Origin of the sequence: Variovorax sp. CCNWLW235, from assembly GCF_037204085.1 — a bacterium.
Classification (GTDB): domain Bacteria; phylum Pseudomonadota; class Gammaproteobacteria; order Burkholderiales; family Burkholderiaceae_C; genus Variovorax.
In genome coordinates this window covers 20191-45112 of sequence record NZ_JBBCBW010000014.1, presented here as the reverse complement: position 1 = coordinate 45112, position 24922 = coordinate 20191, and the positions used below count along the sequence as shown (strand labels likewise).

24 protein-coding genes are annotated in these 24922 nt (G+C 66.7%); 5 read left to right on the top strand and 19 right to left on the bottom strand.

What is annotated here, in order from left to right; all coding sequences use genetic code 11:
* From V9L21_RS16495 to V9L21_RS16425, 15 genes are all read right to left on the bottom strand, one after another.
* A complete protein-coding gene (locus V9L21_RS16495; protein WP_337313617.1) occupies positions 1 to 789 on the bottom strand; it encodes a Crp/Fnr family transcriptional regulator in 789 nt (262 codons plus the stop codon).
* A 127-nt stretch (positions 790 to 916) separates the two neighbouring features.
* Positions 917 to 1339, bottom strand: coding sequence for a universal stress protein (locus tag V9L21_RS16490; RefSeq protein ID WP_337313615.1), 423 nt, complete (start codon positions 1337 to 1339; stop codon positions 917 to 919).
* A 51-nt stretch (positions 1340 to 1390) separates the two neighbouring features.
* On the bottom strand, positions 1391 to 1975 hold the full coding sequence (locus V9L21_RS16485; RefSeq protein ID WP_337313613.1) for a hemerythrin domain-containing protein: 585 nt from the start codon (positions 1973 to 1975) through the stop codon (positions 1391 to 1393).
* A 25-nt stretch (positions 1976 to 2000) separates the two neighbouring features.
* On the bottom strand, positions 2001 to 3185 hold the full coding sequence (locus tag V9L21_RS16480; RefSeq protein ID WP_337313610.1) for a DesA family fatty acid desaturase: 1185 nt from the start codon (positions 3183 to 3185) through the stop codon (positions 2001 to 2003).
* A 92-nt stretch (positions 3186 to 3277) separates the two neighbouring features.
* The gene (locus V9L21_RS16475) at positions 3278 to 3985 is read right to left on the bottom strand and encodes a sulfite exporter TauE/SafE family protein (RefSeq protein ID WP_337313608.1); all 708 of its coding nucleotides are present in this window, start codon (positions 3983 to 3985) and stop codon (positions 3278 to 3280) included.
* A 2-nt stretch (positions 3986 to 3987) separates the two neighbouring features.
* On the bottom strand, positions 3988 to 5400 hold the full coding sequence (gene hemN, locus V9L21_RS16470; protein ID WP_337313606.1) for an oxygen-independent coproporphyrinogen III oxidase: 1413 nt from the start codon (positions 5398 to 5400) through the stop codon (positions 3988 to 3990).
* Complete coding sequence (locus V9L21_RS16465; RefSeq protein WP_337313604.1) at positions 5397 to 5648, bottom strand: hypothetical protein; 252 nt, start codon at positions 5646 to 5648, stop codon at positions 5397 to 5399. Before V9L21_RS16465 ends, hemN begins: the two co-directional genes overlap by 4 nt.
* Positions 5645 to 5932, bottom strand: a complete 288-nt coding sequence (locus tag V9L21_RS16460) for a FixH family protein (protein WP_337313603.1) — start codon at positions 5930 to 5932, stop codon at positions 5645 to 5647. Before V9L21_RS16460 ends, V9L21_RS16465 begins: the two co-directional genes overlap by 4 nt.
* Before the next feature lie 10 nt (positions 5933 to 5942).
* Positions 5943 to 7385 carry a cytochrome c oxidase accessory protein CcoG gene (gene ccoG / locus V9L21_RS16455; RefSeq protein ID WP_337313601.1) on the bottom strand — a complete coding sequence of 481 codons (1443 nt, stop codon included), beginning with the start codon at positions 7383 to 7385 and terminating at the stop codon, positions 5943 to 5945.
* 12 nt (positions 7386 to 7397) lie between these two features.
* Positions 7398 to 8312 (bottom strand): cytochrome-c oxidase, cbb3-type subunit III, encoded by a 915-nt coding sequence (gene ccoP, locus V9L21_RS16450; protein ID WP_337313598.1) that lies wholly within the window; start codon positions 8310 to 8312, stop codon positions 7398 to 7400.
* A gap of 19 nt (positions 8313 to 8331) precedes the next feature.
* Entirely contained in the window at positions 8332 to 8472 is a 141-nt protein-coding gene (locus V9L21_RS16445; RefSeq protein WP_337313596.1) for a cbb3-type cytochrome oxidase subunit 3, read from the bottom strand.
* Positions 8473 to 8485: 13 nt separating this feature from the next.
* Positions 8486 to 9115: a cytochrome-c oxidase, cbb3-type subunit II gene (gene ccoO / locus V9L21_RS16440; protein WP_337313594.1), complete on the bottom strand. Its 630-nt coding sequence runs from the start codon at positions 9113 to 9115 to the stop codon at positions 8486 to 8488.
* A 10-nt stretch (positions 9116 to 9125) separates the two neighbouring features.
* The gene (gene ccoN / locus V9L21_RS16435) at positions 9126 to 10565 is read right to left on the bottom strand and encodes a cytochrome-c oxidase, cbb3-type subunit I (RefSeq protein ID WP_337313593.1); all 1440 of its coding nucleotides are present in this window, start codon (positions 10563 to 10565) and stop codon (positions 9126 to 9128) included.
* 65 nt (positions 10566 to 10630) lie between these two features.
* On the bottom strand, positions 10631 to 10768 hold the full coding sequence (ccoS, locus tag V9L21_RS16430) for a cbb3-type cytochrome oxidase assembly protein CcoS (RefSeq protein WP_258505513.1): 138 nt from the start codon (positions 10766 to 10768) through the stop codon (positions 10631 to 10633).
* On the bottom strand, positions 10768 to 13101 hold the full coding sequence (locus V9L21_RS16425; RefSeq protein WP_337313591.1) for a heavy metal translocating P-type ATPase: 2334 nt from the start codon (positions 13099 to 13101) through the stop codon (positions 10768 to 10770). Before V9L21_RS16425 ends, ccoS begins: the two co-directional genes overlap by 1 nt.
* A gap of 104 nt (positions 13102 to 13205) precedes the next feature.
* Between V9L21_RS16425 and V9L21_RS16420 the strand changes: the two genes are divergently transcribed.
* On the top strand, positions 13206 to 13649 hold the full coding sequence (locus tag V9L21_RS16420) for a universal stress protein (protein WP_337313589.1): 444 nt from the start codon (positions 13206 to 13208) through the stop codon (positions 13647 to 13649).
* 25 nt (positions 13650 to 13674) lie between these two features.
* Here V9L21_RS16420 and hmpA read toward each other — a convergent pair whose 3' ends face one another.
* Positions 13675 to 14859: an NO-inducible flavohemoprotein gene (hmpA, locus tag V9L21_RS16415; protein WP_337313587.1), complete on the bottom strand. Its 1185-nt coding sequence runs from the start codon at positions 14857 to 14859 to the stop codon at positions 13675 to 13677.
* Between the two features lie 137 nt (positions 14860 to 14996).
* Here hmpA and norR point away from each other — a divergent pair, with 137 nt between their 5' ends.
* Complete coding sequence (norR, locus tag V9L21_RS16410) at positions 14997 to 16583, top strand: nitric oxide reductase transcriptional regulator NorR (RefSeq protein ID WP_337313585.1); 1587 nt, start codon at positions 14997 to 14999, stop codon at positions 16581 to 16583.
* 114 nt (positions 16584 to 16697) lie between these two features.
* A complete protein-coding gene (locus V9L21_RS16405; RefSeq protein WP_337313583.1) occupies positions 16698 to 17942 on the top strand; it encodes an MFS transporter in 1245 nt (414 codons plus the stop codon).
* A gap of 35 nt (positions 17943 to 17977) precedes the next feature.
* Here V9L21_RS16405 and V9L21_RS16400 read toward each other — a convergent pair whose 3' ends face one another.
* Positions 17978 to 20998: a PAS domain-containing protein gene (locus V9L21_RS16400; RefSeq protein WP_337313581.1), complete on the bottom strand. Its 3021-nt coding sequence runs from the start codon at positions 20996 to 20998 to the stop codon at positions 17978 to 17980.
* A gap of 237 nt (positions 20999 to 21235) precedes the next feature.
* Between V9L21_RS16400 and V9L21_RS16395 the strand changes: the two genes are divergently transcribed.
* Positions 21236 to 21715, top strand: coding sequence for a VOC family protein (locus V9L21_RS16395; RefSeq protein ID WP_337313579.1), 480 nt, complete (start codon positions 21236 to 21238; stop codon positions 21713 to 21715).
* Positions 21716 to 21842: 127 nt separating this feature from the next.
* Here the strand turns inward: V9L21_RS16395 and V9L21_RS16390 are convergent, their stop codons facing one another.
* Positions 21843 to 22043 carry a hypothetical protein gene (locus V9L21_RS16390; protein ID WP_337313576.1) on the bottom strand — a complete coding sequence of 67 codons (201 nt, stop codon included), beginning with the start codon at positions 22041 to 22043 and terminating at the stop codon, positions 21843 to 21845.
* Positions 22044 to 22245: 202 nt separating this feature from the next.
* On the opposite strand from V9L21_RS16390, the gene V9L21_RS16385 reads away from it, so the two are divergent.
* Complete coding sequence (locus V9L21_RS16385; protein ID WP_337313574.1) at positions 22246 to 22575, top strand: hypothetical protein; 330 nt, start codon at positions 22246 to 22248, stop codon at positions 22573 to 22575.
* A gap of 53 nt (positions 22576 to 22628) precedes the next feature.
* On the opposite strand, the gene V9L21_RS16380 is transcribed toward V9L21_RS16385, so the two are convergent.
* Complete coding sequence (locus V9L21_RS16380) at positions 22629 to 24425, bottom strand: kelch repeat-containing protein (protein WP_337313572.1); 1797 nt, start codon at positions 24423 to 24425, stop codon at positions 22629 to 22631.
* Between the last annotated feature and the right edge of the window lie 497 nt (positions 24426 to 24922).

Below are 24922 nucleotides of genomic sequence, written 5' to 3'. Positions count from 1 at the left end.
TCACTGCAGCATGGCGGGTGCCGGCGCAAGGCAGCGCTGCACAAAGGCGGACAAGGCGCCCACATCGGGAATCTGCACGTCGCGGCGGCCTTTTTCGACGAACTCGATCACCTTGTCGCGCGCCAGCCGCGACAGCGCGCGGCTCACGCTTTCGAGCGTCATGCCCAGGTAGTTGCCGATTTCGGCGCGCGTCATGCGCAGCGTGATCTGGTCGGTGCGCATGCCGCGCTCGGCCAGCGACTCCGCCCAGTAGCGCAGGAAGTCGGCCACGCGCGCATCGGCCGGCAGCGTGCAAACCGACATGAGCGAATCGCGGTCATGCGCGATCTCGCGGCTCATCGCGGTATGGAACACTTGCAGCAAGGCGGGCTCGGCAAGGGCGGCGGCCAGCAGCGACTCGTACGAAACCACCCAGACCTCGCCCGTGTCCATGGCGACCGCATCGCACGAGTAGCGCCCCCCGGCAATGCCGTCGAAGCCCAGCCAGTCGCCGCGGAACTTCAGGCCCACCACCTGTTCGCGGCCGTCGGCCGACAGGTTCACGATCTTGAAGAAGCCCGAGTTCAGGATGTAGAGGTTGCCGAAGCGCTCGCCGGCCTGGTAGACCACGTCGCCCGCATGCACCACGCGGTGCTGCGGGGCCAGGCGCTCCTTCAGCAGCTTTTGCGTCTCCATCAGTTTGTGGCTGGCCCGCTCGTGAACCGCCACGCCGGCCTTCGGCAATGCGCCTGCGGCAAGAAAGCCGCTCATTGCGGGTACGGCGGCCTGGGTCTGTGACGGGTTGAACATGTGAACGCTCCTGTTTGTTGTGTGCATCGCGGGTCGATGGATGGATGCTATGAAGCGCCCGGCAACACAGTGACAACAGCAGGAGTCGGTGGGTAACGCTCCGTGAATGGTTTGTGTCCGGCGTGTATCAGCGCACCAGCAGCACGGGCACCGTGCAGCGGGCCAGCACCTTCATGGCCACCGAACCCAGCACCAGGTTCGAAAGCGCTCCCTCCCCGCGCGACCCCATGACCAGGAGATCGAACTTGCCGTGCTCCGCAAAGGCGGCGATCTCGTCCGCCGGATGGCCGACCTTGTGTGCGAATGCCGCCTCGATGCCGCGCGCAGCCAGCGCGGCGCGCACCGGCTGCAGCACGACGCGGGCTTCGTCCTCGTAGTAGGTGTGCACGAGGTCGGGCCCTGCGAATGCCGCGGCCCGGTGCGGCACCGGAAGCACGGCGTTGAAGACGGTGAACGCATGGCCTGCGTTCGCCCATTCCTTGTGCGCGCCGATGTAGTCGAGCATGCGGGCGGTGTATTCGCTGCCGTCCACGGCGAGAAGAATTTTCATGATGTTCCTTGGTTGGTTTTTCTTGAAGAGGAGCAGATATCCGCCGCCGCACTACGCAGCAGGCCCCAGGCCGATGGGCGCGGGCACGATGTTCACGATGCGGGTGAAAAGAGCCTCGTATTCCCGCTCGGGCCGGTACCCGGTGAGCGGATCGCGGTTCCTGCCGAAGGCCTCGTCGAGCTCGCGCCAGTCGTCGGCCGTGAGCACCCGCTCGGCAAGCGGAAGAATCTCGCGCTCTTCCACCGACATGTGCTCCAGGTAGAACTCGACGTACTGCGCCATGGCCGTTTCGAACGCGGCCCGGCGCGACTCGCCCAGCATCTCGAACGCCAGCAGCGCATGCTCGACGTTGCGGACTTTTCGCTCGCCCCAGGCATGGTCGTTGTCGAGCCGGTCCATCAGCTCGCGCGATATCGGCGTTCTGGCGCGCAGCTTGGGAAACAGCAGCTCGCTCTCCTTGCGGTGGTGGCGCTTCTCGGGAAACTCGTCCACGTAGAACAGCATGGCCCGCAAGGCGGCGAAGTCGGGCCGGGTCCCCTTGCGGCGGTGCTGCTCCAGCAGCATGGTGATGGAGCGCAGCATCGCGGCAAGGGCCGCATGCTCCTGGCGAATGATGCGAATGGTCGCGTGTGTCATGAACGGCTCCTGTGAGGCACCCGGTTCAGGCGTAGGAACGAAGGCGCCTGGAGAACTCGGCCAGCGGCGCGATGCCGCTGGCTTCGGCCCGGTGGCACCAGTCCTGCAGCTGCTTGACGAGTTGCTCGCCCGTTGCAGCGGAACGGCTCCACAGCGCGGTCAGTTCCCTGCGCATCGAATACATCGTGGCCAGCGCATGCGATCCGCGCAAAGCCGTTGCAACCCGCGCGCGCCGCGACTCGTCCAGCATGCGTTCGTCCTTGGGCAGCCAGCGCTTCACCGCTTGCAGCGAGCGCGCCTCGCGCGGAGAAAGGCGGCGCAGCCTGCCGAACTCTTCGGCATAGGCCTGCTTCAGGGAGCGGCCATAGCTCGAAAGCACGTCGTAGTGGCAGCGGATGACTGCCTGCACGGTATCCAGGTCAATGGTTGGCTTGGGTGCGGCGAGCCGTGCTGTCGGTGCCACGTGCTTCACGGTGGCAAGGCCGACCGCCTGCAGCACGCGAATGTAGAGCCAGCCCACGTCGAACTCGTACCATTTATTCGACAGCTTCGCCGAGCTGGGGAAGGCATGGTGGTTGTTGTGCAGTTCTTCGCCGCCAATCAGGATGCCGATCGGCGAAATGTTGGTGCTCGAATCCGGCGCCTGCCAGTTGCGGTAGCCCCAGTAGTGGCCGATGCCGTTGACCACGCCTGCGGCCCAGAACGGAATCCAGGCGATCTGCGTGAGCAGGATCAACCCGCCGGGCACCACGCCGAAGAGCGCCATGTCCAGCACGCCCATCAGCACGATGCCAAGAATCTTGTGGCGCGAATACAGCTTGCGCTCGATCCAGTCGTCCGGCGTGCCGTGGCCGTAGCGCGAAATGGTCTGCGCCACGTTGCTCTCGCGAATGTAGAGAAACACGCCGCCCCACAGCACCCGCGAAAGCCCGAACACCTGGGGGCTGTGCGGGTCTTCGGGCGTGTCGCACTTTGCATGGTGCTTGCGGTGCACGGCGGCCCATTCCTTCGTCACCATGCCGGTGGTGAGCCACAGCCAGAAGCGAAAGAAATGGCTGGCCACCGGATGCAGCTCCAGCGCGCGATGGGCCTGGTGGCGGTGCAGGAAGATGGTGACCGAGGCAATGGTGACGTGCGTGAGCGCCAAGGCCACCAGCACGGCACCCCACCATGGAAGATCGAAAACTCCGGAGAACAAGACGGATTGCATTGGCACCTCTAGGACAGATGCGGCAATTCTGCGAACGGGTGGCGTGCGGGCCTTTGATACAGGTCAACAAAGGGGCCGGCCCTGCGCACCATTCAGCGGCACCAGATTTCGATCTGGCGGCCGAGATCGGACCAGAGCGCCTGCAGCGACACGGCCGCGAGCAGGACACCGGCAAGGCGCGCACCCCAGGCCTGGGAGCCGCCGCCGCTCCACCGCAGCCGCTGCCAGAGCCATGGCGCCAGCACCAGGGAAAGGCCGCTGCCCACGGCGAACAGCATCATCGCCACCCCGCCCTGCACGGGCCCGTTGGCCAGGCTGGCAAGCAGCAGTGCCGAATAGAGCAGTCCGCACGGCATGGCCACCCAGAGCGCGCCGGTCGCCAGAACGCCCCATGGCGTGCCTCCCGCGTGCGAACGAAGGCGGGCTTCGAGCGTGCGCCCGACGCGCCGTGCCCACGCCGGCTGCCGCCCCGCGACCGCCAGCGTCGCGCCCCAGGCGAAGACGAACACATGCAGCAGCATCCAGAGCGGCTTGAGCGCGGCAACTTGCGCGCCGGCGAGCGCCAGGCTGTTCACGCTGGCCGCGGCGACGGCGCCTGCCACGGCGTAGCTTGCGATGCGCCCGACGTGAAATGCCACCTGCGCAGCCGGTGCGGTGTCACCTGCGGCTGCGGGCGAGGCCGCAACCTGAACCGGCACGATGCGGATCACGGCGGCCGAGACCGCACCGCACATGGCCACGCAGTGCGGCCCGCCGGCCAGGCCCATCAGCAAAGCGGCACCGGCAAGCGCGGCCTGCATGTTCAGACCACGCGCGAAAAGCGGGTGCGGTTGTCGCGGCAATAGCGGTCGAACACCATGGCGATGGCGCGCACCACGAACCATCCCTGCGCCGTGACTTCGATGTCGTGGTCGGTCAGGCGCACCATGCCCTGCGCGGCCAGCGGCCCGAGCGCCGCGAACTCGGCGGCGAAGTGGTGCCGAAAATCGATGCGGTGTGCTTGGCCCATGGCATCGAAGCCGACGCGGCCCTTGCACATCAGCGCCATGATGACCGCGCGCCGCAACACGTCGTCGCGCGAGAGCGCAATGCCGCGGACCACAGGAAGGCGCCCCTGGTCGAGCAGGTCGTAGTAGGTGTCCACCGTCTTTGCGTTCTGGCTGTAGGTGGTGCCCACGCGGCCGATGGCGGAAACACCCAGCGCCACCAGGTCGCCCTCCGGCTGGGTGCTGTAGCCCTGGAAGTCGCGCTGCAGCCGCCCCTGCCGCTTGGCCACCGCCAGCGGATCGCCGGGCAGCGCGAAATGGTCCATGCCGATATAGGCATAACCTGCGGCGGTGAGCGTTGCAATGGCGCTGGAGAGCATGCGCACCCGCGTCTCGGCATCGGGCAGTTCTTCGGCCGCAATGCGCCGTTGCGGCTTGAAGCGCTCGGGCAGATGGGCGTAGGCATAGAGCGCAATCCGGTCGGGCCGGAGCTCGCAGACCTGGTCCATCGTGCGCGCAAAAGACGCATCGTTCTGGCGCGGCAGGCCGTAGATCAGGTCGACGTTGATCGACTCGAAGCCCAGCGCCCGCGCATCGGCCATGAGCCCGAACACCTGGTGCGCCGGCTGGATGCGGTGCACGGCCTTCTGCACATCGGGATCGAAGTCCTGCACGCCGAAGCTCAGCCGGTTGAAGCCCAGCGCCGCCAGGTTCGCGAGCCGGGCCGCGTCGACAGTGCGGGGGTCGATTTCGATGGACTGCTCGCCGCCGGCAGCCAGGTCGAACGATTCGCGCAGCATGGCAAGAAGGCCTGCCAACTGCGCATCGCTCAGGAAAGTGGGCGTGCCGCCGCCCAGGTGCAGCTGGCTCACGGTGGCGCGGCGGCCGAGCTGCGCGGCCTGCAGCCGCGTTTCGCGCTCCAGGTAGGCGAGGTACTGCACGGCCCTTTCGGGATGCCGCGTCACGACCTTGTTGCAGGCGCAGTAGTAGCAGAGCGATTCGCAGAACGGAATATGCACATAGAGCGAAAGCGGCGGCGCGGACGCACCGGCATCGCGCCGCGCGCGCAGCGCCGACGCATAGTCGTCCGCACCGAAGGCCTCCACGAAGCGGTCCGCGGTGGGGTAAGAGGTATAGCGCGGCCCCGCAACATCGAACTGCCGCAGCACGGTGGCCGGCAGGGGTACGGCGTCGGCCACGTCGGCGCAAGCGGTGGAAGGCAATGTCATTGCGCACGTCCTGGAAGGTCGCGGGAAGGCGGGTCGGCCAATAGCGCGGTGAATGCGCTGGAAGCTGCCGCCATGCCCCAGAAAAGAAAGAAAGCCACGGTGTAGACGCCCTGTCGCGACATCCGCAGCGCTTCGCCGCCCCAGTGCAGATCGGAAGGATCGACCAGCGCGAACACCAGGATCTCGATGGCGCAGGCCAGCAGGAACGAGGGCCACAGAATGCCGATCAGCTGGCGCGAGCCGCTCATGGCGCGGCCTCCCGGCGCGGCAAGGGCACGGCTTCGGCCGGGGTTGCCGCATGGTTCCTGCCGGCGAGCGCGGGCAGCAGCTTCTTGTCCGCCAGGGTCTTGTTGATCTCGACGCCGCGGCGGTAATAGTCCGCCGACACCAGCGGGTCGGGGCTGTCCCAGGCGTACCAGAAGGTCACGAAGCTCGCGACCACCACCAGCGCCGGCCCCGCAATCACCATCCACAGCAGCGGGTGCCGCCACCAACGGTCTTCCGCCACCGCTTCGTTGCTTGTTGCGTTCATATCGACTCCTTCAGCGCGGCACCAGGAACACCGCTTTTTCGGACACCTGGGCCCCGCCTGCGCCCTCTTCCCGGATGTCGAAGTACACCGCGTGCGACCCGGCCGATGCGGCGCCGTAGGGCACCTGGAGCCGCACGGCGACCCATCGCGATTGCGCCGGCCCGACCGTGACGCGCTCGTCGGGCGAGACGCGGAGCCCTTCGATGCCGTGCGCGGCAATGCGGTAGCCGCGCGGCTCTTCGGTGGCATTCATGATCTGCAGGCGGTAGACGTTCTCGAGCCGGCCGCCCTCCACGATGCGGGCGAGCGATGCACGGTCGCGCACCACGTCGACCTTGAGCGGCGTGCGCGTGACCAGGCTGGCAAGCAGCCCCGCCACCAGCAGCGCCAGCACCGCGGTGTAGACCAGCACGCGCGGACGCAGCACGCGGCGCATCAGCTGGCGGCGCGACCAGCCGGCCTCCATGCCGTTCTGCGTGTCGTAGCGGATGAGCCGTGGCGCATAGGCCATCTTCTTCATCACCGTGTCGCAGGCGTCCACGCACAGGCCGCAGCCGATGCACTCGTATTGCAGCCCCTCGCGGATGTCGATGCCCGTGGGGCACACCTGCACGCACAGCCCGCAGTCGATGCAGTCGCCCAGCGCCATGCTGCGCGGATCGGGGCCCTTGCGCCGCGGCGCGCGCGGTTCGCCGCGCTTCGGGTCGTAGGTGACGATGAGCGTGTCGCGGTCGAACATGGCACTCTGGAAGCGCGCGTACGGGCACATGTACTTGCACACCTGCTCGCGCATGAAGCCCGCGTTGCCGTACGTTGCAAAGCCGTAGAAGAACACCCAGAACACCTCCCACGAGCCCATGCGGGTCTGCAGGAAGGCCATGCCCAGCTCACGGATAGGTGTGAAGTAGCCCACGAAGGTGAAGCCGGTCCACAGCGCAATGCCGATCCACACCAGGTGCTTGAACCACTTCTTCACCAGCTTCTCGGCCGACAGCGGCTCGGCGTCGAGCCGCATCCGCGCGGTGCGGTTGCCCTCTATCTTGTGCTCCACCCACATGAAGATTTCGGTGTACACCGTCTGCGGACAGGCGTAGCCGCACCACAGCCGCCCGGCCACGGCGGTAAAGAGAAAAAGCGCCAGCGCGCTCACCACCAGCAGGCCCGAGAGGTAGATCAGGTCTTGCGGATACAGCACCCATCCGAAGACGTAGAAGCGCCGCGCGGCCAGGTCGAACAGCACGAGTTGCCGCTCGCCCCACTGCGTCCACGGCATGCCGTAGAACACCAGCTGCGTCAAAAAGACCATTGCCCAGCGCCAGCGCGCGAACATGCCGCGCACGCTGCGCGGATAGATCTTCTTCGTGGCCTCGTAGAGTCCCCCCGTTTCGGCGCCGGCCGGAACAATGGGAATGATCTTGCGCGAGGCAGGGCTCGCGGGTGCGGATGATTCCATGGTGCGCCGGCTTCAGGGCCCCGCGGCCGGGGCGTTGGAGAAGCCCCATACGTACGCTGCAAGCAGCTTGATCTGCGCCTCGGTCAGCCGGCCTTCCTGGGCGGGCATGGCGCTGTGCTTGCCGGCGTTGATGAGCTGCACGATGGCCGCCTCTCCATAGCCGTGGAGCCAGACCTTGTCGCTCAGGTTGGGTGCGCCCACCGCCTGGTTGCCGACGCCGCCGATGCCGTGGCAGGCGGCGCAAGCCGTGAACTTCGACTTGCCGAGGCCCGCGCGCACCGAGTCGTGCGGCTCGCCCGAAAGGCTCAGCACGTAGTTCGCGAGGTTCTTCACGTCGTCTTGCGAGCCGACCGCCGCGGCCATGGGAGGCATCACGCCGATGCGGCCCTTGGTGATGCTCTCGGCAATCTTCTCGGGCGTGCCGCCGTGCAGCCAGTCCTTGTCGGTCAGGTTGGGAAAGCCCTTGCTCCCTCGCGCATCGGAGCCGTGGCATTGCGAGCAGTTGTTCATGAACAGGCGCTCGCCGATGGCCATGGCCTTGGGGTTTCGGGCAGTGTCTTCCGCGGGCATGTTGTCGTAGGCGGCATACACGGGCTCCAACGCCTTGTTGGCCTTGGCCACTTCGGTGCCGTACTCGGACTCGGTGCTCCAGTTGGCCTGGCCGCTGAAGCTGCCCAGGCCCGGAAAGATCACCAGGTAGCCGGCCGAGAAGAAGATGGTCAGCACGAAGAGCCCGACCCACCACATGGGCAGCGGGTTGTTGGCTTCGCGAAGGTCTTCGTCCCACACGTGGCCCGTGGTGTTGTCGGCGTCCGACGGCACGCGCTTGCGCGCGGTGAGCCACAGCAGCAGCATGCATCCGAGAATGCTCAGCACGGTGCCGGCGGCAATGTAGTTGGACCAGAAGTTGTTGACGAAATCGCTCATCGGGGGCCCCTGTTCTTCTTCAGTCTTGCTCGAAGGGCAGCCGGGCGGCTTCCTCGAAGCGGGCCGTGTTGCGGCGGGCATAGGCCCAGGCCACGATGCCCACGAAGAGCGCAAAGCACAGAAGGGTCGCGGCAATGCGCAGGGTGGTGATGTCGGTCATGGTTCGGTGCTCCCTACTTGAGCGTGAGGCCCAGCGATTGCAGGTACGCCACGGTGGCGTCCAGCTCGGTCTTGCCGCGGACTTCTTCGCCGGCGCGGGAAATTTCTTCATCCGTGTACGGCACGCCGACCCGGCGCAGCGCGCGCATGCGGCGCGGAATGGCCTCGGCGTCCACCGCCGTCTTGCCGAGCCACGGGTACGCCGGCATGTTCGACTCGGGCACCAGGTCGCGCGGGTTGTTCAGGTGAATGCGCTGCCACTCGTCGCTGTACTTGCCGCCCACGCGATGCAGGTCGGGGCCGGTGCGCTTGCTGCCCCATTGAAAGGGGTGGTCGTAGACGAATTCGCCCGCCACCGAGTAGTGGCCGTAGCGCAGCGTCTCCGAGCGAAATGGGCGGATCATCTGCGAATGGCAGTTGTAGCAACCTTCGCGCAGGTACACGTCGCGCCCGGCCAGCTGCAGCGCAGTAGGCGGCTTCAGGCCCTGGATGGGCTCGGTGGTCGACTTCTGGAAGAACAGCGGCACGATCTCGACCAGCCCGCCGATGGCGACCACCACCAGGATGAGCACGATCATCAACAGGTTGTTGGTCTCCACCTTCTCGTGGGTGAAGCCGGTCTTGGTTTCGGTTTTCGGGTTCATGGCTGCTTTCTCAGGCGTGGGCAATGGCGGCGGCCGGAATCACGGCCCGCACCGAACGGCCGGAGATGACGGTCATCCACACGTTCCAGGCCATCACCAGCATTCCGCCCAGGTACAGGAGGCCGCCAATCAGCCGCACCAGGTAGAACGGAAAGGTGGCCTTCACGCTCTCCACAAAGGTGTAGGTGAGCGTGCCGTCCGGGTTGATGGCGCGCCACATCAGGCCCTGCATCACACCCGCGATCCACATGGCCGCGATGTAGAGCACGATGCCGATGGTGGCCACCCAGAAGTGGGCTTCGATGGCCTTCACGCTGTACATCTCGGTGCGGCCGTACATGCGCGGAATCAGGTAGTAGAGCGAGCCCATGGTGATGAATCCCACCCAGCCCAGCGCGCCGGCATGCACGTGGCCCACGGTCCAGTCGGTGTAGTGGCTCAGGGCGTTGACGGTCTTGATGGACATCATCGGACCCTCGAAGGTTGCCATGCCGTAGAACGACAGTGCCACGATCAGGAAGCGCAGGATCGGATCGGTGCGCAGCTTGTGCCAGGCGCCTGAGAGCGTCATCACGCCGTTGATCATTCCGCCCCAGCTGGGCGCCAGGAGGATGAGCGAGAACACCATGCCGAGCGACTGCGTCCAGTCGGGCAGCGCCGTGTAGTGCAGGTGGTGCGGGCCGGCCCACATGTAGGTGAAGATCAGCGCCCAGAAGTGGACGATGGAAAGCCGGTACGAATACACCGGGCGCGCGGCCTGCTTGGGGATGTAGTAGTACATCATCCCGAGGAAGCCCGCCGTGAGGAAGAAGCCCACCGCGTTGTGGCCGTACCACCACTGCACCATGGCGTCCTGCACGCCGGCATAGGCCGAGTAGCTCTTCATCCATCCCGCAGGAATTTCCGCGCTGTTGACGATGTGCAGCAGCGCCACGGCAATGATGAATGCGCCGAAGAACCAGTTGGCAACGTAGATGTGGCGCACCTTGCGCACGCCGATGGTGCCGAAGAACACCACCGCGTAGGCCACCCACACCACTGCGATGAGGATGTCGATGGGCCATTCGAGTTCGGCGTATTCCTTGCCCGTGGTGTAGCCCAGCGGCAGGCTGATGGCGGCCGCGACGATCACCGCCTGCCAGCCCCAGAACACGAAGGATGCGAGCCCCGGCGCGAACAGGCGGACCTGGCAGGTGCGCTGCACCACGTGGAAACTGGTGGCCATGAGCGCACAGCCGCCGAACGCGAAGATCACCGCGTTGGTGTGCAGCGGGCGCAGCCGCCCGTAGCCGAGCCATGGAATGCCGAGGTTGAGCTCGGGCCAGGTCAGCTGCGAGGCGATGATCACGCCGACGAGCATGCCGACCACGCCCCAGACCACGGACATGAGGGCGAACTGCCGCACGACGGTGTCGTCGTAGACCGCTGCGGGAGGATTGGGTTCTTGCATCGTGGTGCCTGTTGGTGGACTGCAGGCAGTGTCCCTTTGCAACCGGACACGGGGTTTGATGCAGATCAATCGCCGCGCAGGATCCGGTCGGCCTCGACGTCGACGTCTTCGAACTGGCCGCGCTCGATGGCCCACCACAGCCCCCCGAGAATGACGAGCACCAGCATGACCGACAGCGGAATGAGCAGGAAGAGGATGTCCATCAGCGCCCCGCTCCACCCACTGGTGCGTTGCCCGGGCCGGCGAGCCGCGCCGCGTTGAGCACCACCACCAGCGAACTGGCAGCCATGCCGATGCCCGCGAGCCATGCGGGCAGCCACCCCGCCACGGCCAGCGGCACGCACAGGGCGTTGTAGCCGGCAGCCCATGCAAGGTTCTGCCGCACCACGCGCAGCGTTCGGCGCGCCTGCGCAATGGTGCGTGGAATGGCCGCGAGCGCATCGCCGAGCACCACGAAGTCGGCCTGCGCGCGAGAGAGCGGCACTGCGTTTCCGAAGGCGAAGGATGCATTGGCGCGTGCCAGCGAGGGGCCGTCGTTGAGGCCGTCGCCCACCATCGCGACTTGCCGGCCCTCGGCCTGCAGCCGCCACAGGGCCTCCAGCTTGTCTTCGGGCTTGCAATCGCCCTGCGCAAACTCGATGCCGGCACGCGCCGCAATCTCGCGGGCGGCGCTGTCGCGGTCGCCGGAAAGCAGGCGCACCGTGATGCCCTCCGCCTGCAGCGCGGCCACGGCGGCGGCGGCGTCCGCACGCAGTTGCTCGGCAAGCACGAAGCTCGCGATCCATCCCTGCTCGTCGCAGAGGTGAACCTGCGGCGCATCGACCTGCAGCGGCGCCACGCCGCAGTAGCTTGCGGAGCCGAGCCGCACGCGACGAGCGGCACCATCGTCGCCTGCGCGCCGGCACAGCAGGCCTTCGAGGCCGAGGCCCGCGAGTTCGGCCGGCCGGGTCACGTTCCAGGCAGGCGCAGTGCGGAACTGCGCATTCCATGCGTTCACGAGCGCACGTGCCCCCGGATGAAGGGAGTGCATGCCAAGCGCGGCGCCTATCTCCAACGCATCGCCGGGGCGCAGGCCCTGGCGGCAATACACGCGTTCGAGGCGCGGCGTGTCGCCGGTCAAGGTGCCTGTCTTGTCGAAGACCACCGTATCCACGCCGGCCAGTGCTTCCAGCGCCTGCAGGTTGGCCGTGAGCACGCCGCCGCGGGCCAGTGCACCTGCGCTGGTGAGCATGGCAGCCGGCGTGGCAAGGGACAGCGCGCACGGGCAGGTCACGATGAGCACGGCCACTGCCACCATCAGGGCCTTGCCGGTGTCCGCATGCCACCAGAACGCAGCGGCGCCCGCGGCCGACAACAGCACCAGAACAAGAAACGGACGCGCGATGCGGTCGGCCAGCTGGGCCAGCCGCGGCTTGCTCGATGCGGCGCTTTCCATCAAACGCACGATCTGCGCGAAGCGGGTGCCCTCGCCCACCGATTCGATGCGCACCTGCACCGCGGCCGAGAGGTTGTGGCTGCCCGCGAGCACGCGCTCGCCGCACGCACGCGGCACCGGGCGCGACTCGCCGGTGAGCAGCGCCTCGCCGGTGCTGGTGTTGCCGTCGATCAGCACGCCGTCCGCGGGAAAGGCCTCGCCCGGCAGCACGCGCACCACGTCGCCCACGGCCAGGCGCCCGACGGCCACGCGCCGCCAGCCGCCGCCCGCTTCGAGCCGCTCGATGCTGTCGGGCAGCCGGTTCATCACCGCATCGAGCGAGCCGGCCGTGCGGTCCCGCAGCCGTGCCTCGAGCCACCGGCCGGTGAGCAGGAAGAACACGAACATGGTGAGCGAGTCGAAATACACCTCGCCGCCCAGCACGCCCGCGGTGTCGAAGGTGGCCGCGCTGCTGACGGCAAAGGTGATGGCAATGCCGAAGGCGACCGGCACGTCCATGCCGATGCGCGCATGGCGAAGGTCCCGCCATGCGCTGCGGAAGAACGGCCCGCACGAGAAGAACAGCACCGGAAGCGTCAGCACCCAGGAGGCCCAGCGAAGCAGCTGCGCGGCATCCGCCGTCATTTCTCCCGGTTGCGCGATGTAGGCCGGGTAGGCATACATCATTACCTGCATCATGCAAAAGCCCGAGACGAGCCAGCGCCAGAGCGCGAGCCGCAGGTCCTTTGCGCGACGTTCGCGCGCGGAGCTGTTCGAGGCCGGCAGCAGCGGGTATCCGGCGGCGGCCGCCGCCTCGAACCAGCGCGAAGGCCGCGTGGCCGCAGCCGACCACACCACGCGCGCACGATGGTTTGCGGCATTCACCTGCGCTTCGAGCACGCCCGGCACCTGCAGCAACGCGGCTTCGACCGTGAACGCGCAAGCGGCGCAGTGCATGCCCTCCACCGCAATCTGCGACTCCCACCGGCCCGTGCCCGCATCGCCTTCCAGCAAGCGGCCGAACGCCGGCCATTCGGCGGAATCGTCCAGTACCCGCCATGCCTCGTTGGAGGCCGGCACGGGCGATGAAGGTGGAGAGAACGGGGCGAGCGCAGCTTGCATCGGGCAAGGCTAAGGGCGGCCGCCATGGCGCCGGTTGATCTGCATCAACACCTGGCGCCGCCGCCTGCCTAAGCTCGCGGCACAGACTCCCGGAGACCCTCATCATGTTCAAACGCATCCTCGTCGCCACGGACGGTTCGGCGCTTTCGAAGAAGGCCGTGACGAGCGCCATTGCACTCGCCGCAACGCACGACGCCGATCTGGTGGCGCTCAATGTGGTTCCGCGCTATCCGAAAGGCTACTTCGACGGGGCGATGTCGTTCTCCCCCGAGGACATTGCGCTCATCGAGAAGCAATGGGCCGAGAAGGCCCAGGCCATGCTCGATACCGTGAAGTCGCGCGCCGAGCAGAGCGGCGTGCGAATCAGGACGGCGACGGCCAACTCCGATCTCGTCGCGGAGTCGATCGTCGCCGCCGCGAAAAAGCACAAGAGCGACCTGATCGTGATGGCTTCGCACGGCCGCAAGGGCATCAAGCGCCTGCTGCTGGGCAGCGAAACGCAGCACGTGCTCGCGCAATCGATGCTGCCCGTGCTCGTGCTGCGGTAGGCGCTTAACGCGCCTCGCTCGTTTTTTACGCCTCCAGCGCTTCGAGCGGCCCGAAGAACTCGTAGCGCAGCTGCTGCCTCGGTACGCCCAGGTCGAGGCTGTTGGCATACACCGCCTTCATGAAAGGCTTGGGGCCAAGAAAGTACAGGTCGACATCCCGATCGGCCGGCAGTTGCTGCGCGAGCAACTCGCGCGTGACGAAGCCGGTGGCGTGCGGCCGGTCGGATTCACGCGGCGTGTCGTACACATAGAGCGGCTTCACGTTGGCATGCTGCGCCGCGAGCGCATCGACGCGCTCGCGGAATGCATGGGCGCCGCCATGCCGTGCCGCGTGAATGAAATGCACCGACCGCCCGGTGTGCGCCACCGACTCGAGCATGCTCATCGCCGGCGTGATGCCGACGCCGCCCGTTACCAGCACCAGCGGACGCGACTGCTCGCCCGCGGGCTGCAGCACGAAGTCGCCGCAGGGCGCCTGCGCCTTCAGGACCGTTCCGACGGCCGCGTTCTCGTGCAGCCAGTTCGATGCCTTGCCGCCTTCTTCCTGCTTGACGCTGATGCGGTACCAGGGCTTGCCCGGCGCATCGGACAGCGAATAGTTGCGCCTGAGCGGCTCGCCGTCGATGTTCAGCACCAGCGTGAGGTATTGGCCGGGCGAGAACGCGAGCAGCGGGCCGCCGTCGACGGGCTCCAGGTAGAAGGAGGTGATGACTTCGCTCTCCTTCTCGCGCCGCGCAACGCGAAACTCGCGCTCGCCGCGCCACCCGCCGGTCTGGGCGGCGTTGTTGCGGTAGACCTCTTCTTCGGCGGCAATCAGGATGGCCGCGAGCGACTCGTAGGCCTCGCCCCACGCGGCAATGATCTCGTCGGTGGCGGCGTCGCCGAGCACGTCCTTGATGGCCTGCAGGAGGCAGCCGCCGACAACCGGGTAGTGTTCCGGCAGCACGCCCAGCGCCGCGTGCTTCTGGATGATGCGCGGCAGAGCGCCGGCAATTTCGTCGAGCCGGTCGATGTGCATGGCATAGGCCAGCACGGCGCCCGCGAGCGCGCGCGCCTGGCTGCCGGCGGCCTGGTGCGCCTCGTTGAAGAACGCCTTCACCTCCGGATGGCCTTCGAACATGATCCGGTAGAAGTGGCTGGTAATGGCCTCGCCGTGCGCCTGGAGCGCGGGGACGGTGGCCTTGACGATGGCGATGGTTTGCGGGTTCATCTGTGGCTCGACGATGGCAGTTGAGAGGCTTCTTCTCTCTCACGATCCGTGCCAGTCGCGCACGCTGCGCAAATGCCCGCCGCCATTGGGGATTTTCGATGCGTGGTCAAATCCGCCACAACATTCACGTTGTATTTATGACCACATACAGTGTCGATTCGACCACGGCTGAGGCCGGCGCCGCCGCCGAAGGCCAGCGCTACCGTTCGCTTCTTGCCGCGGCGCGCGGCCTGGTGCGGTGCGATGCCGCCGCGCTACTGCGGCTCGAGGGTGACGTGCTGCGGCCGCTTGCGGTGGACGGCCTGAGCGACGAGACCCTGGGGCGGCAATTTCCGGTGGCGTCGCACCCCCGTTTTGCGCGCCTGCTCGAGAGCGGGCAAGGCCTGCGCTTTGCGCACGACTGCGGCCTGCCGGACCCTTATGACGGACTCGTGGCGGGCCAGCCGGGCATCTTGCCGGTGCACGACTGCATGGGCGCGCCGCTGCGCCTGCGCGGCGACACCTGGGGCCTGTTGACGCTGGATGCGCTGGAGCCCGGCGCGTTCGACTCGGTGAGCCCGGCACAGCTCGACGCGCTCATTGCGCTGGTGGAAACCGGCATCGAATCCGCCCAGACGATCCAGGAGATGGAAGCGCGCGCCATGCGCGAGCAAGCCGTGGCGCAGGCCCTGCGGTCAGGGCGCGGCACCACGCGCGAACTGCTCGGGAGCAGCGCTGCCATGAAGCAGCTGTGCAGCGAGATCGATACGGTCGCGGTGTCGGACCTCACCGTGCTGGTGCTCGGCGAGACGGGCGTGGGCAAGGACCTGGTGGCGCAGCGCCTTCATGCGCGCTCGCGGCGGCGCGACCAGCCGCTGGTGCAGGTGAACTGTGCGGCGTTGCCCGAGACGCTGGCCGACAGCGAACTCTTCGGCCACAAGCGCGGCGCGTTCACCGGGGCGGTGCAGGACAGGAACGGCAAGTTCGAGATTGCCGACGGCGGCACGCTCTTTCTCGATGAAGTGGGCGAGCTGCCGCTGACGGTGCAAGCCAAGCTGTTGCGCGTGCTGCAAAGCGGCGAGGTGCAGCGGCCCGGCAGCGACCGGACGCTGAAGGTCGATGTTCGCGTGATTGCGGCCACCAACCGCGACCTGCCCGCCGCCATTGCACAGGGCCGCTTCCGCGCCGACCTGTACCACCGCCTCTCGGTGTATCCGCTGGTGGTGCCGCCGCTGCGCGAGCGCGGACGCGACGTGGTGGCGCTGGCCGGCGGCTTTCTCGAAGAAAACCAGCATCGGCTGGGCGCGCGCAACCTTCGGCTTTCACCGGCTTCGAAGGCCGCCCTTCTCGAACACGGTTGGCCGGGCAACGTGCGCGAGCTCGAGCACGTCATCAGCCGCGCATCGCTCCGGGCCTTCACGGAACAGGGCCGCGGCGCACGCTGGACGGCGATCGAGCCGCACCACCTAGCGCTGGATGCCTCGGCTGCCGGCAGCCATGCGGCGGGGTCCGCACAGACGCCGCTTGCCCAGGCACCGGCGGACGGCGGCCACGCCAGCTTTGCTCTTGCAGCCGGCGGCACGCTGCGCGAAGCAACGGCCGCTTTCCAGCGGGCATGGCTTGCCGACGCGCTGGCGCGGCACAACGGACATGTGGCCAACGCCGCGCGCGAGGCCGGCATCGACCGCAGCAACTTCCATCGGATGCTGCGCAAGCTCGGCATGCGGCCCGCGTCCGCCGACTAGTACCGCGCCGTCACCGCTGCATTGCGCCGGCGCCAGGAGCGTGCGCAAAAAAAGAAATGCCGGTATAGTCAACCAATTGGTTCACTGTATTCAGATTTCTTTCGGAGCAAGACGATGAACATCCGTGCCTCCGCGCGCCCGGCCGACGCGCTCGATTCGAACTGGTCCATTGTTGCCGCCGGCGCGCTGATGACTTGCGTGGCCATTGGCGTGCTGTTCTCGCTGGCGGTCTTCCTGGAGCCGATGAGCGCGGCCACCGGCTGGTCGCGGGCAGGCATTTCAAGCGCCATGACACTGGCCTTCCTCAGCATGGGCGTGGCCGGGTTCGGCTGGGGCGCGCTGAGCGACCGCTACGGCCCGTGCGTGGTGGTGCTGGCAGGCACGGTGCTGCTGGGGCTTTCGACGGTTCTGGCGAGCCGCGCGTCGACCTTGATCGAGTTCCAGCTTTTCTACGGCGTGATGATGGGCATTGCCGCCGGCAGCTTCTTCGCGCCGGTGATTGCAACCACCGCATCGTGGTTCGACAGGCATCGCAGCCTGGCGGTGTCGCTGGTTTCGGCCGGCATGGGCGTTGCGCCGATGACCATCTCTCCGCTGGCCGCATGGCTGGTGACGCACTACGACTGGCGCATGGCCCAGCTGATCATCGGCATCGGCGCATGGGTCGTGCTGCTGCCTGCGGTCTGGCTTATTCGTGCGGCCCCCGCCGCTGCTTCCGCCTCCCCTGCCGGAGGCGCGGCACCAGCGCCGGAGATGAAGGTTGGGCAGGCGCTTCGCTCGCGCGCATTCCTGGTGCTCGGGATCACGTTCTTTGCCTGCTGCGCGGCGCATTCGGGGCCGATCTTCCACACGGTCAGCTATGCAATCGGTTGCGGGCTTCCGACGTTCGCGGCCGTCACCATCTACAGCATGGAAGGCGCGGCCGGGCTGGGCGGGCGCCTGCTCTTCGGCGTGCTGGCAGACCGGCTGGGGGCCAAGCGGGTGCTCGTCGCCGGACTGTTGATCCAGGCCTTTGCCGCCGCCAGCTACCTGCTGGTCAACCAGCTTGGCGGCTTCTATGCCGTGGCCATCGTTTTCGGCCTCGCCTATGGTGGCGTGATGCCGCTCTATGCGGTGCTGGCGCGAGATTACTTCGGCGCCCGGATTCTGGGCACCGTGCTGGGCGCGGCGTCGATGCTGTCCAGCCTGGGCATGGCGCTGGGCCCGGTGCTGGGAGGCTGGCTGTTCGACCGCTACGGCAGCTACGCCTGGATGTACATCGGCTCGATGGCCGTGGGACTTGGCGCGGTGCTCATCGCACTTACGTTCCCCCGAACGGACCACGCCGGCAGGCAGCCCCGGCTACAGCCGGCGGGCTAAGGGCAAGCCACGACCCGTCAGCGCTCGACATGGAACTACACGCTGTTTTCGACCGGCAGAGGCGCCGCCTGAACGTTGTTGCGGCCCGACCTCTTGGCCTGGTAGAGCATCTCGTCCGCGCGCCTGACCAGCGTGGCGGCAGTTGCGCTGCCGCCCTGGTAGAACGCGAGGCCGATGCTGGCGGTGATGCAGATCGTCAGCTGCTGCTCCAGGGCGAACGGCGCCTGCATGGCCACCACGAGCTTGGCGGCAGTGGAAAGCGCAATGTCCGCATTCGGCAGGCCTTCCATGATCACCGTGAACTCGTCGCCGCCCAGGCGCGCGCGAACGTCGCTGGAACGCAGGCCCTGCGACAGCCTGCTGGAGAAACCCTTCAGCAGCTCGTCGCCCGCCTGGTGGCCGAACTGGTCGTTGATCTGCTTGAAGCCGTCGATGTCCAGGTACATCAGCGCCGTCAGGGCACCGGCGCTGCGGCTGCGGTCCATGGCCTCGGCCAGGCGCGCTTCGAAGCCCGCGCGATTGGCAAGGCCCGTGAGCGGATCGATCTGCGCCAGATTGACCAGGCGCTTCTCCTCGAGCTTCTGGCGCGTGATGTCGGTGATGACGGCATGGAAGCCGACGATGGTGTCGGCGTTGGCCGCCGGCTGCGGAATGTACTGGGCCTCGTAGCAGTTGTAGCTGTCGCTCTGCGTGTCTTCGCTCTGGAAGGTGACGACCTCCCCCGCCAGCGCGGCGCGAATGTGCGGCTTGACCGATTCGTAGGCTGGCCCGCCCAGGAGCTCTTGCACGGTGTGCCCCTGGATCTGGTCCCGCGAGAGCCCGAATTCGCGTTCATAGGCCAGGTTGTTGAACCGGTAGCGCTCGTCCGCGTCGATGTAGGCGACGCGCATCGGCAGCGCGTCGGCCACCGTGCGCAGGCGGGCCTCGCTTTCCTGGAGGGCTTCTTCCGCCTCGTGGTGCGCGGTGATGTCGCTGTCCAGGGTGTAGAGGCCCATCACCCGGCCTTGTTCGTTGCGCTCCGGGACCAGCGTGGCCTGGATGTCGCGGCGCCCGCCGGGGCCCTCGACCCTCCGCTCGTAGGTAACCTGGCGCCCGGCCAGTGCAGCGCGCAGATGCGGCTCCATCTGCGCCCAGGCCTCGTCGCCGTAGAACTCTCGCATGCTCCGGCCGATCAGTTGCTCGGGCTCGACACCGAACCAGTCCTGGTAGGCCTTGTTGACGAAGCGGAAGCGCAGATCCCAGTCGAGATAGGAGATCAGCGCAGGCAGGTGGTCGGTCACCATGCGCAGGCGGTGTTCGCTCTCGCGCAGTGCCTGTTCGGCCGCCTTGGCCGCCGAGATGTCGCGCATCAGCCCCGAGAAGTACTCCACCTTGCCGTGCTTGTCGCGGTGCGCAATCACCATGTGGCTGACCGGAAACTCCTGGCGCTGGTCGTCCCACACCATCGACTCGCCCACCCAGATGCCTTTGCCGACGGCAACAGGCACCACTTCCGACCTGAACCTTTCGATCGTCTGGGGTGGATTGAAGTCGTTCACGCTCAGCTGCTCGATCGGCGCATCCAGGCGCAGGCCGGTGCGGCGGCGCGCGGCCGGGTTCATGTAGATGAGCCGCCCCGCCGCGTCCATCTGCACGATGTAGTCGGTCGTCATGTCGAAGACGGCGGTGAGCGTGCGAAGAGCCCGCTCGGCCCGCGTGCGCTCGGTGATGTCCGTCACCGTTCCGACGTGGCCGAGCACGCGGCCTTCGACAATCACGGGGCGGCTCCTCAATGCCACGAGCACCCGTGTTCCGTCCTTGCGATGGAGCCGCCGCGTGGCGGTGAACGGCTCGGGTGCGTTGACGAGGCGAATCCATTCCTTGAGAACCTTCTCCCGGATGTCTTCGCGCACCAGCGAGAGCCAGCCCCGCGCGGCGTCTTTCCGCTCCAGGCCGTGGATCGCCAGGTACTCGTCGTTCACGTAGGTTGCACGGCCTTCGGTGTCGGAGCGGAACAATCCCACGGGCGATGCATCGGTGACCGCGGCCACCTCGAGCCGCTGCTCGCGCAGCTCGGCCATGAGTGCGTCGAACTCGCGGGCCAGCTCGCCGCGCTCGTCGGTGGCGACGACATCGAGCTTGAGCTTGCTGTCCGGCGATTGCCGCAAGGTACGGATCGCATTGGTGAGCGCATCGAGCGGCCGCATCGCCCAGGACGTACCCATCCACACGAGAAATGCGCAGCCCAGGCCCAGCCACAGCAATTGCAGCAGCAGGCTTCGTTTCGCCTGCTCCAGCGGCGCGTAGGCAATGTCGGCCGGCACGATCAGGCGCAGGTCCCAGTCGGCGCTGCGCACGATGGCGCGCGTTGCCAGGTCGTTCCGGGTGTCGTCGGCGGATACAACCGCCATTGCGCTCGCAGGTTTGAGCAGCAGGGTCGAATCGTGGTGCATGACGACGCGCGGCGATGCTTCGCGCGTGACGATCACGTAGTAGCCGCCGCGGCCGATGGTGGCTCGGCTCATGTCGCCGAGCACGTTGGCGCGCTGCAGGTTCAGCGCCGCGCCCAGCACGCCGATGAGCCGGCCGTCGGGTGCGTCGACGGGAACGGCCATGACCACGGCAGGCTGTTTGCTGTCCTTGGTGAGCAGGGGGGCCGAGATGGCGGGCTGCCTCAGGTCGCGCGCCTGCCGGAAGTAATCGCGATCGGCAATGTTCGGAGGCTGGTCCGCCGGCGGGTTGATGGCGACGATGGCGCCGTCCAGGCTGGCCAGCGCGGCGTTGTCGAACAGCGCCAGCAAGTCCCGGTCTTTCAGGAAGCGCTGCCGCGCTTCAGCGTCGCCGAAGCCGCGCGCGCCGAGCTCCCGGGCCGCGCGCTCCAGGGCGGCGAGGTGAACGCCCAGCTTGTAGTCGAGATCGGCGGCGGCGCTATCGGTCAGGGCCTGCTGCTGGTCGCGCATCAGGTTGAGATATTCGCCGGACAGGTTGCGGTATTGCCACCACTCCGTTGCGCCCACAAGGGCGAGCACCAGCGAGGTGACCAGCAGTGCCGTCTTGGTTCTCAGCTTGAGCCGCACGTGGTTTCCTTCGCGAGGACGGTTGTTCCGGGCCGCATTTTTCGATGATAGCAACGGCCTTTTCCTGGCCCTGCCAGCAACCATCCGGCGGACATTGCCCGGGGCGACCGCCATTCGCTCCGCCGGCAATAGCGCCGATGGCAGCCGGACCTGTATTTGCGTATGGTCCGGTGCTTACCGCCGATGCGACGAAGACCGTCGCCGCATCGATCTTTCCCCCAACCCAGGAGAACCAAGATGGTCAGCAAGAACACGATTTGTCTCTGGTATGACGGCACCGCGCTGGACGCCGCCAAGTTCTACGCCGAAACCTTTCCGGACAGTTCGGTGGGCACAGTCCTTCGGGCTCCCGGTGACAACCCCTCGGGCAAGCAAGGCGATATCCTGACGGTCGAATTCACCGTGATGGGCATTCCTTGCCTCGGACTGAACGGCGGACCGGCGTTCAAGCACAACGAGGCCTTTTCATTTCAAGTGGCGACCGACGACCAGGCCGAGACCGACCGGCTGTGGAATGCGATCGTCGGAAACGGCGGGCAGGAAAGCGCGTGCGGATGGTGCAAGGACAAGTGGGGACTGTCGTGGCAGATCACGCCCCGCGCCTTGATTGCCGCTATTGCCGACCCCGACCCCGCGGCAGCCAAGCGCGCGTTCGACGCGATGATGGAAATGAAAAAGATCGACGTCGCCGCAATCGAGGCGGCCCGGCGCGGCTGACGCGCCACCCGGCCCCGGGGCGAAAAATGAAAAACGGGTTGGAGCGTGCGGCCCAACCCGTTGATTTATCTATCTGGCACTTGCGGGCGGCGTGAAGCCGAGCGCTGCGTTGCGGGAGCAGTTTCCGTCATTGTTGACGGAACTCACGCTGAAGGTCAGCCGAAACTCCGGCCTGTTCTTGCGCCGTTCCTCCCACCACGAAATCTTCCGCGACGCCGTCTGAACGAAAGATGCGCAACGCCATGCAGTTCAGAGAACCGAACTCCGCTTCATGCAGGAGCTCCCGCAACATCGCTACAGCCGCATCTTTGCCTAGCAAGTGATTCATCAATTGGCCTCGAGTGTGACGATTCTCACAGCAGGATCGTACTGGCATTGGCGTCAGATGTGATGCATTTTGTATCAAGTGACGACAAATTTATAGCTTTGGTGGTATTTGCAACAGGCTGAAGTCCCTGCCTCAGTTGAGCTAAAATGTAGTTCCTTTGTTCTACTTTTACTGATCACTGGTTGCCCGATCTGCGCCAAAAGTGACAACAGACCAGCGCCGGTTCACACGCATCAGGGCCGCGAACGGCGGCATCAACATGAACCCAGAAGATCAATGGATCGCTTCCGACGCCGCAGCGCGCATCGGCGAATCCGAAGTATTTGACGCGCGGATCAACGCGATCGTTTCGATGCTGCGCGCGATGTACATGGCACACCCTGCCCCGGAAAGGGTCAGGCATCACTTCGATCAACTGATGGCTCAGCTGCTTTCGAGCCCGTATGCGAGCGATGACCCGGATCGGCAGCTGGTTCTTCAAGAGACTGCCGCGAGCCTGACGCGGCGCCCGCGGCCGGCAGAAGTGGGCTGAGGGCGCGTCTTTTCCCACATGTACGGCGCTCGCCAGGGCAAGCGCGACGGCCATCATGGGGTGTAGCGTTCGGAGGAGTCGAGGCTGTCGCTGTTGAACCCGCCCACTTCCAGCACGCTGCCGTCGTTCAGCAAGACGGCCGAGGCTGCGCTGCGTCCGGTGGACATGGGGGCGGCCGTGGTCCACACATTCGCATCGGGGTTGTAGATCTCGGCCGTCGTCAGTCGAACACCGCCGCCGCCGGTGCCCCCGGCGAGCAAGACGCGCCCGTCTGCGAGGGTGGTCATGGTGGGCAGCGAGCGCGTCGTGCTGAAGGTGCTCGTGGTCCAGCTCGACGTGGCGGGATGAAAGCGCAAGGCGGTATTGCTGCCGTCCGTCATGGCGAGCACGCTGCCGTCGTCGAGCAGCACGGAGGTGTAGACGTTGCCACTCGGAACGGTTCCGGGCAGCACCGTGGTACCGCCGCTGTCGTTGACGGGAAACAGTTCGGCAGTGTTCACGAACCCGGTTCTGCTGACCCCGCCGATCAGCAGCACGGCGTTGCCGCCAGGCAGCAGCTGCGCAGCGTGCTGGCCACGCGGCCCAGCCAGCTGAGTGGCCATGGCGGCCCAGGTGCCGGTTGCGGGGTCGTACATTTCGGCCATCTGCGAGAAGGTGAGGCTGCCGCTTCTGTCATAGCCGCCGATGACGAGGACTTTGCCGCTCGGGAGCAGCGTGGCGGTTTGCCGGGTGCGGGCCTCGGCCATGCTGGCAGTCGCGGTCCAGGTGTTTGCCACCGGATCGTAGATTTCGGCGCTCGCAAGGGTCGCAATGCCATTCGTATCGCCTCCGGCGACCAGCACCCGGCCATCCGGCAGCACCGTTGCCGACGGATCGGAGCGCGCGGACAACATCGGTGCAACCGGCGACCAGCTTTCGGTTGCAGGGTCGTAGATGACCACTGAGTTGGTGACGCTGCTGCTCGCGAAGCCGCCGATGACCAGCACCTTGCCGCTCGGCAGCCGCACCATTGCGAAATAGTGCCGGGCGAGCGGAACCGCATTCAATGTTGTCCAGTTTCCGCGTCCGGTGACGATGATCCGGATCTGCGTTTGCGCCGAGCCCACGCTGTTGCTGGCGGTAACGGTGTACGTGGCTTGCCGCTGCAGTGCGGTCGGCGTGCCGGTGATCGCGCCGGTCAGCGTGTTCAGGCTCAGCCCGGCCGGCAGCGCCGGCGAAACCGAGAATGCGGAGGCCACGCCGCCGGTGACTTGCGGCGTGTTGGGAACGATGGGTTCGCTCGTCACATACAGCGCATCGGGCGTGGCATAGCTCACGCTGGCGGGCGCCACCAGTGCCGGGTTGACGGCGAGCCGCAGCGTGACCGCGGCCGAACCGGCCGCGTTGCTGCCGGTGACGATGTAGTCGGCCTCGGCGGCCGGCGCGGTGGGTGTTCCGCTGATGACGCCCGATTGCCCATCGAATAGCAATCCGGCGGGGAGCGCCGGCGCGACGGTGTAGCCGGTGATCGGACCGCCGCTGCTGCTGGGTGCGTTCGGAGCAATGGTCTCGCCCACGGTATAGACCGCAGCTACGACGCGGTAGATCAGCCCGGCAGGCGCAGCCGGCGTGCTCCGCACTTCGATCTCCACGCGGGCCGTTGTGTTGCCGCCGGCGTTCTCGGCGGTAACCACATACACGGCGGCCGGTGAGACCGCGGTGGGCGTTCCACTGATGACGCCCGTGGCGGTGTCGAGGACCAGGCCGGCAGGCAACGGCGGCGCAACCGAATAGCGTTCGACCGTGCCACCGCTTGCGCTGGGCCGGTTCGGCACGACCGGCTGGCCGACTTCATAGACTGCGGAAGTCATCGCATAGCTCAAGCCGGCAGGCGGCTGCGGGCCCGCGGGAATGGTGCCAACAAAGCCTATGCCTCCCCCCGAGCCGCCGCCGCAACCGGACAGCAGCGCAATGACGCCCAGCAACAGGGCAAGGAGACAGGAGATGAGGGATCGCGGGCGGGCAGACGGCACGCGCGCGGCTGGAAGGACAAATGAAGATGTCATATGGCCGTGAGTCCGAGAGCAAGGTGGGTGACCTGGAGCGCTTCGGACTACCGTTTGAACACGGCAATGCCGCAGGACCGCTCCGTGCGGAGGCCATCTCCCAATTCCCGCGTGCGAACGCATGAAGGTTCGCTGCAGGTTGGCCTTTTTTTACGAATTTAACATTTCGCAAGCTTGTGTGCTGCGCATTTTGCTGCCTGGCTTGAACACCTTCTCTCGCCTGTAGAAACATTAATTACATCGAATTGCAGCGACGTGTAGCTGCACGAAGTTGTTGTGCGCAATGGAGCGAAATGCGCGTG

What these genes read in the sequence shown, in the direction of transcription:
- V9L21_RS16425 (WP_337313591.1), bottom strand. Translation starts at nt 13,101, where the DNA reads ATGCAAGCTGCGCTCGCCCCGTTCTCTCCACCTTCATCGCCCGTGCCG.
- V9L21_RS16405 (WP_337313583.1), top strand. Translation starts at nt 16,698, where the DNA reads ATGAACATCCGTGCCTCCGCGCGCCCGGCCGACGCGCTCGATTCGAAC.
- V9L21_RS16445 (WP_337313596.1), bottom strand. Translation starts at nt 8,472, where the DNA reads ATGACCGACATCACCACCCTGCGCATTGCCGCGACCCTTCTGTGCTTT.
- V9L21_RS16475 (WP_337313608.1), bottom strand. Translation starts at nt 3,985, where the DNA reads ATGCAGGCCGCGCTTGCCGGTGCCGCTTTGCTGATGGGCCTGGCCGGC.
- ccoN (WP_337313593.1), bottom strand. Translation starts at nt 10,565, where the DNA reads ATGCAAGAACCCAATCCTCCCGCAGCGGTCTACGACGACACCGTCGTG.
- ccoG (WP_337313601.1), bottom strand. Translation starts at nt 7,385, where the DNA reads ATGGAATCATCCGCACCCGCGAGCCCTGCCTCGCGCAAGATCATTCCC.
- ccoS (WP_258505513.1), bottom strand. Translation starts at nt 10,768, where the DNA reads ATGGACATCCTCTTCCTGCTCATTCCGCTGTCGGTCATGCTGGTGCTC.
- V9L21_RS16390 (WP_337313576.1), bottom strand. Translation starts at nt 22,043, where the DNA reads ATGAATCACTTGCTAGGCAAAGATGCGGCTGTAGCGATGTTGCGGGAG.
- V9L21_RS16420 (WP_337313589.1), top strand. Translation starts at nt 13,206, where the DNA reads ATGTTCAAACGCATCCTCGTCGCCACGGACGGTTCGGCGCTTTCGAAG.
- V9L21_RS16485 (WP_337313613.1), bottom strand. Translation starts at nt 1,975, where the DNA reads ATGACACACGCGACCATTCGCATCATTCGCCAGGAGCATGCGGCCCTT.
- ccoP (WP_337313598.1), bottom strand. Translation starts at nt 8,312, where the DNA reads ATGAGCGATTTCGTCAACAACTTCTGGTCCAACTACATTGCCGCCGGC.
- ccoO (WP_337313594.1), bottom strand. Translation starts at nt 9,115, where the DNA reads ATGAACCCGAAAACCGAAACCAAGACCGGCTTCACCCACGAGAAGGTG.
- V9L21_RS16380 (WP_337313572.1), bottom strand. Translation starts at nt 24,425, where the DNA reads ATGACTTCCGCAGTCTATGAAGTCGGCCAGCCGGTCGTGCCGAACCGG.
- V9L21_RS16460 (WP_337313603.1), bottom strand. Translation starts at nt 5,932, where the DNA reads ATGAACGCAACAAGCAACGAAGCGGTGGCGGAAGACCGTTGGTGGCGG.
- hemN (WP_337313606.1), bottom strand. Translation starts at nt 5,400, where the DNA reads ATGACATTGCCTTCCACCGCTTGCGCCGACGTGGCCGACGCCGTACCC.
- V9L21_RS16480 (WP_337313610.1), bottom strand. Translation starts at nt 3,185, where the DNA reads ATGCAATCCGTCTTGTTCTCCGGAGTTTTCGATCTTCCATGGTGGGGT.
- norR (WP_337313585.1), top strand. Translation starts at nt 14,997, where the DNA reads ATGACCACATACAGTGTCGATTCGACCACGGCTGAGGCCGGCGCCGCC.
- V9L21_RS16495 (WP_337313617.1), bottom strand. Translation starts at nt 789, where the DNA reads ATGTTCAACCCGTCACAGACCCAGGCCGCCGTACCCGCAATGAGCGGC.
- V9L21_RS16395 (WP_337313579.1), top strand. Translation starts at nt 21,236, where the DNA reads ATGGTCAGCAAGAACACGATTTGTCTCTGGTATGACGGCACCGCGCTG.
- V9L21_RS16465 (WP_337313604.1), bottom strand. Translation starts at nt 5,648, where the DNA reads ATGAGCGGCTCGCGCCAGCTGATCGGCATTCTGTGGCCCTCGTTCCTG.
- V9L21_RS16490 (WP_337313615.1), bottom strand. Translation starts at nt 1,339, where the DNA reads ATGAAAATTCTTCTCGCCGTGGACGGCAGCGAATACACCGCCCGCATG.
- hmpA (WP_337313587.1), bottom strand. Translation starts at nt 14,859, where the DNA reads ATGAACCCGCAAACCATCGCCATCGTCAAGGCCACCGTCCCCGCGCTC.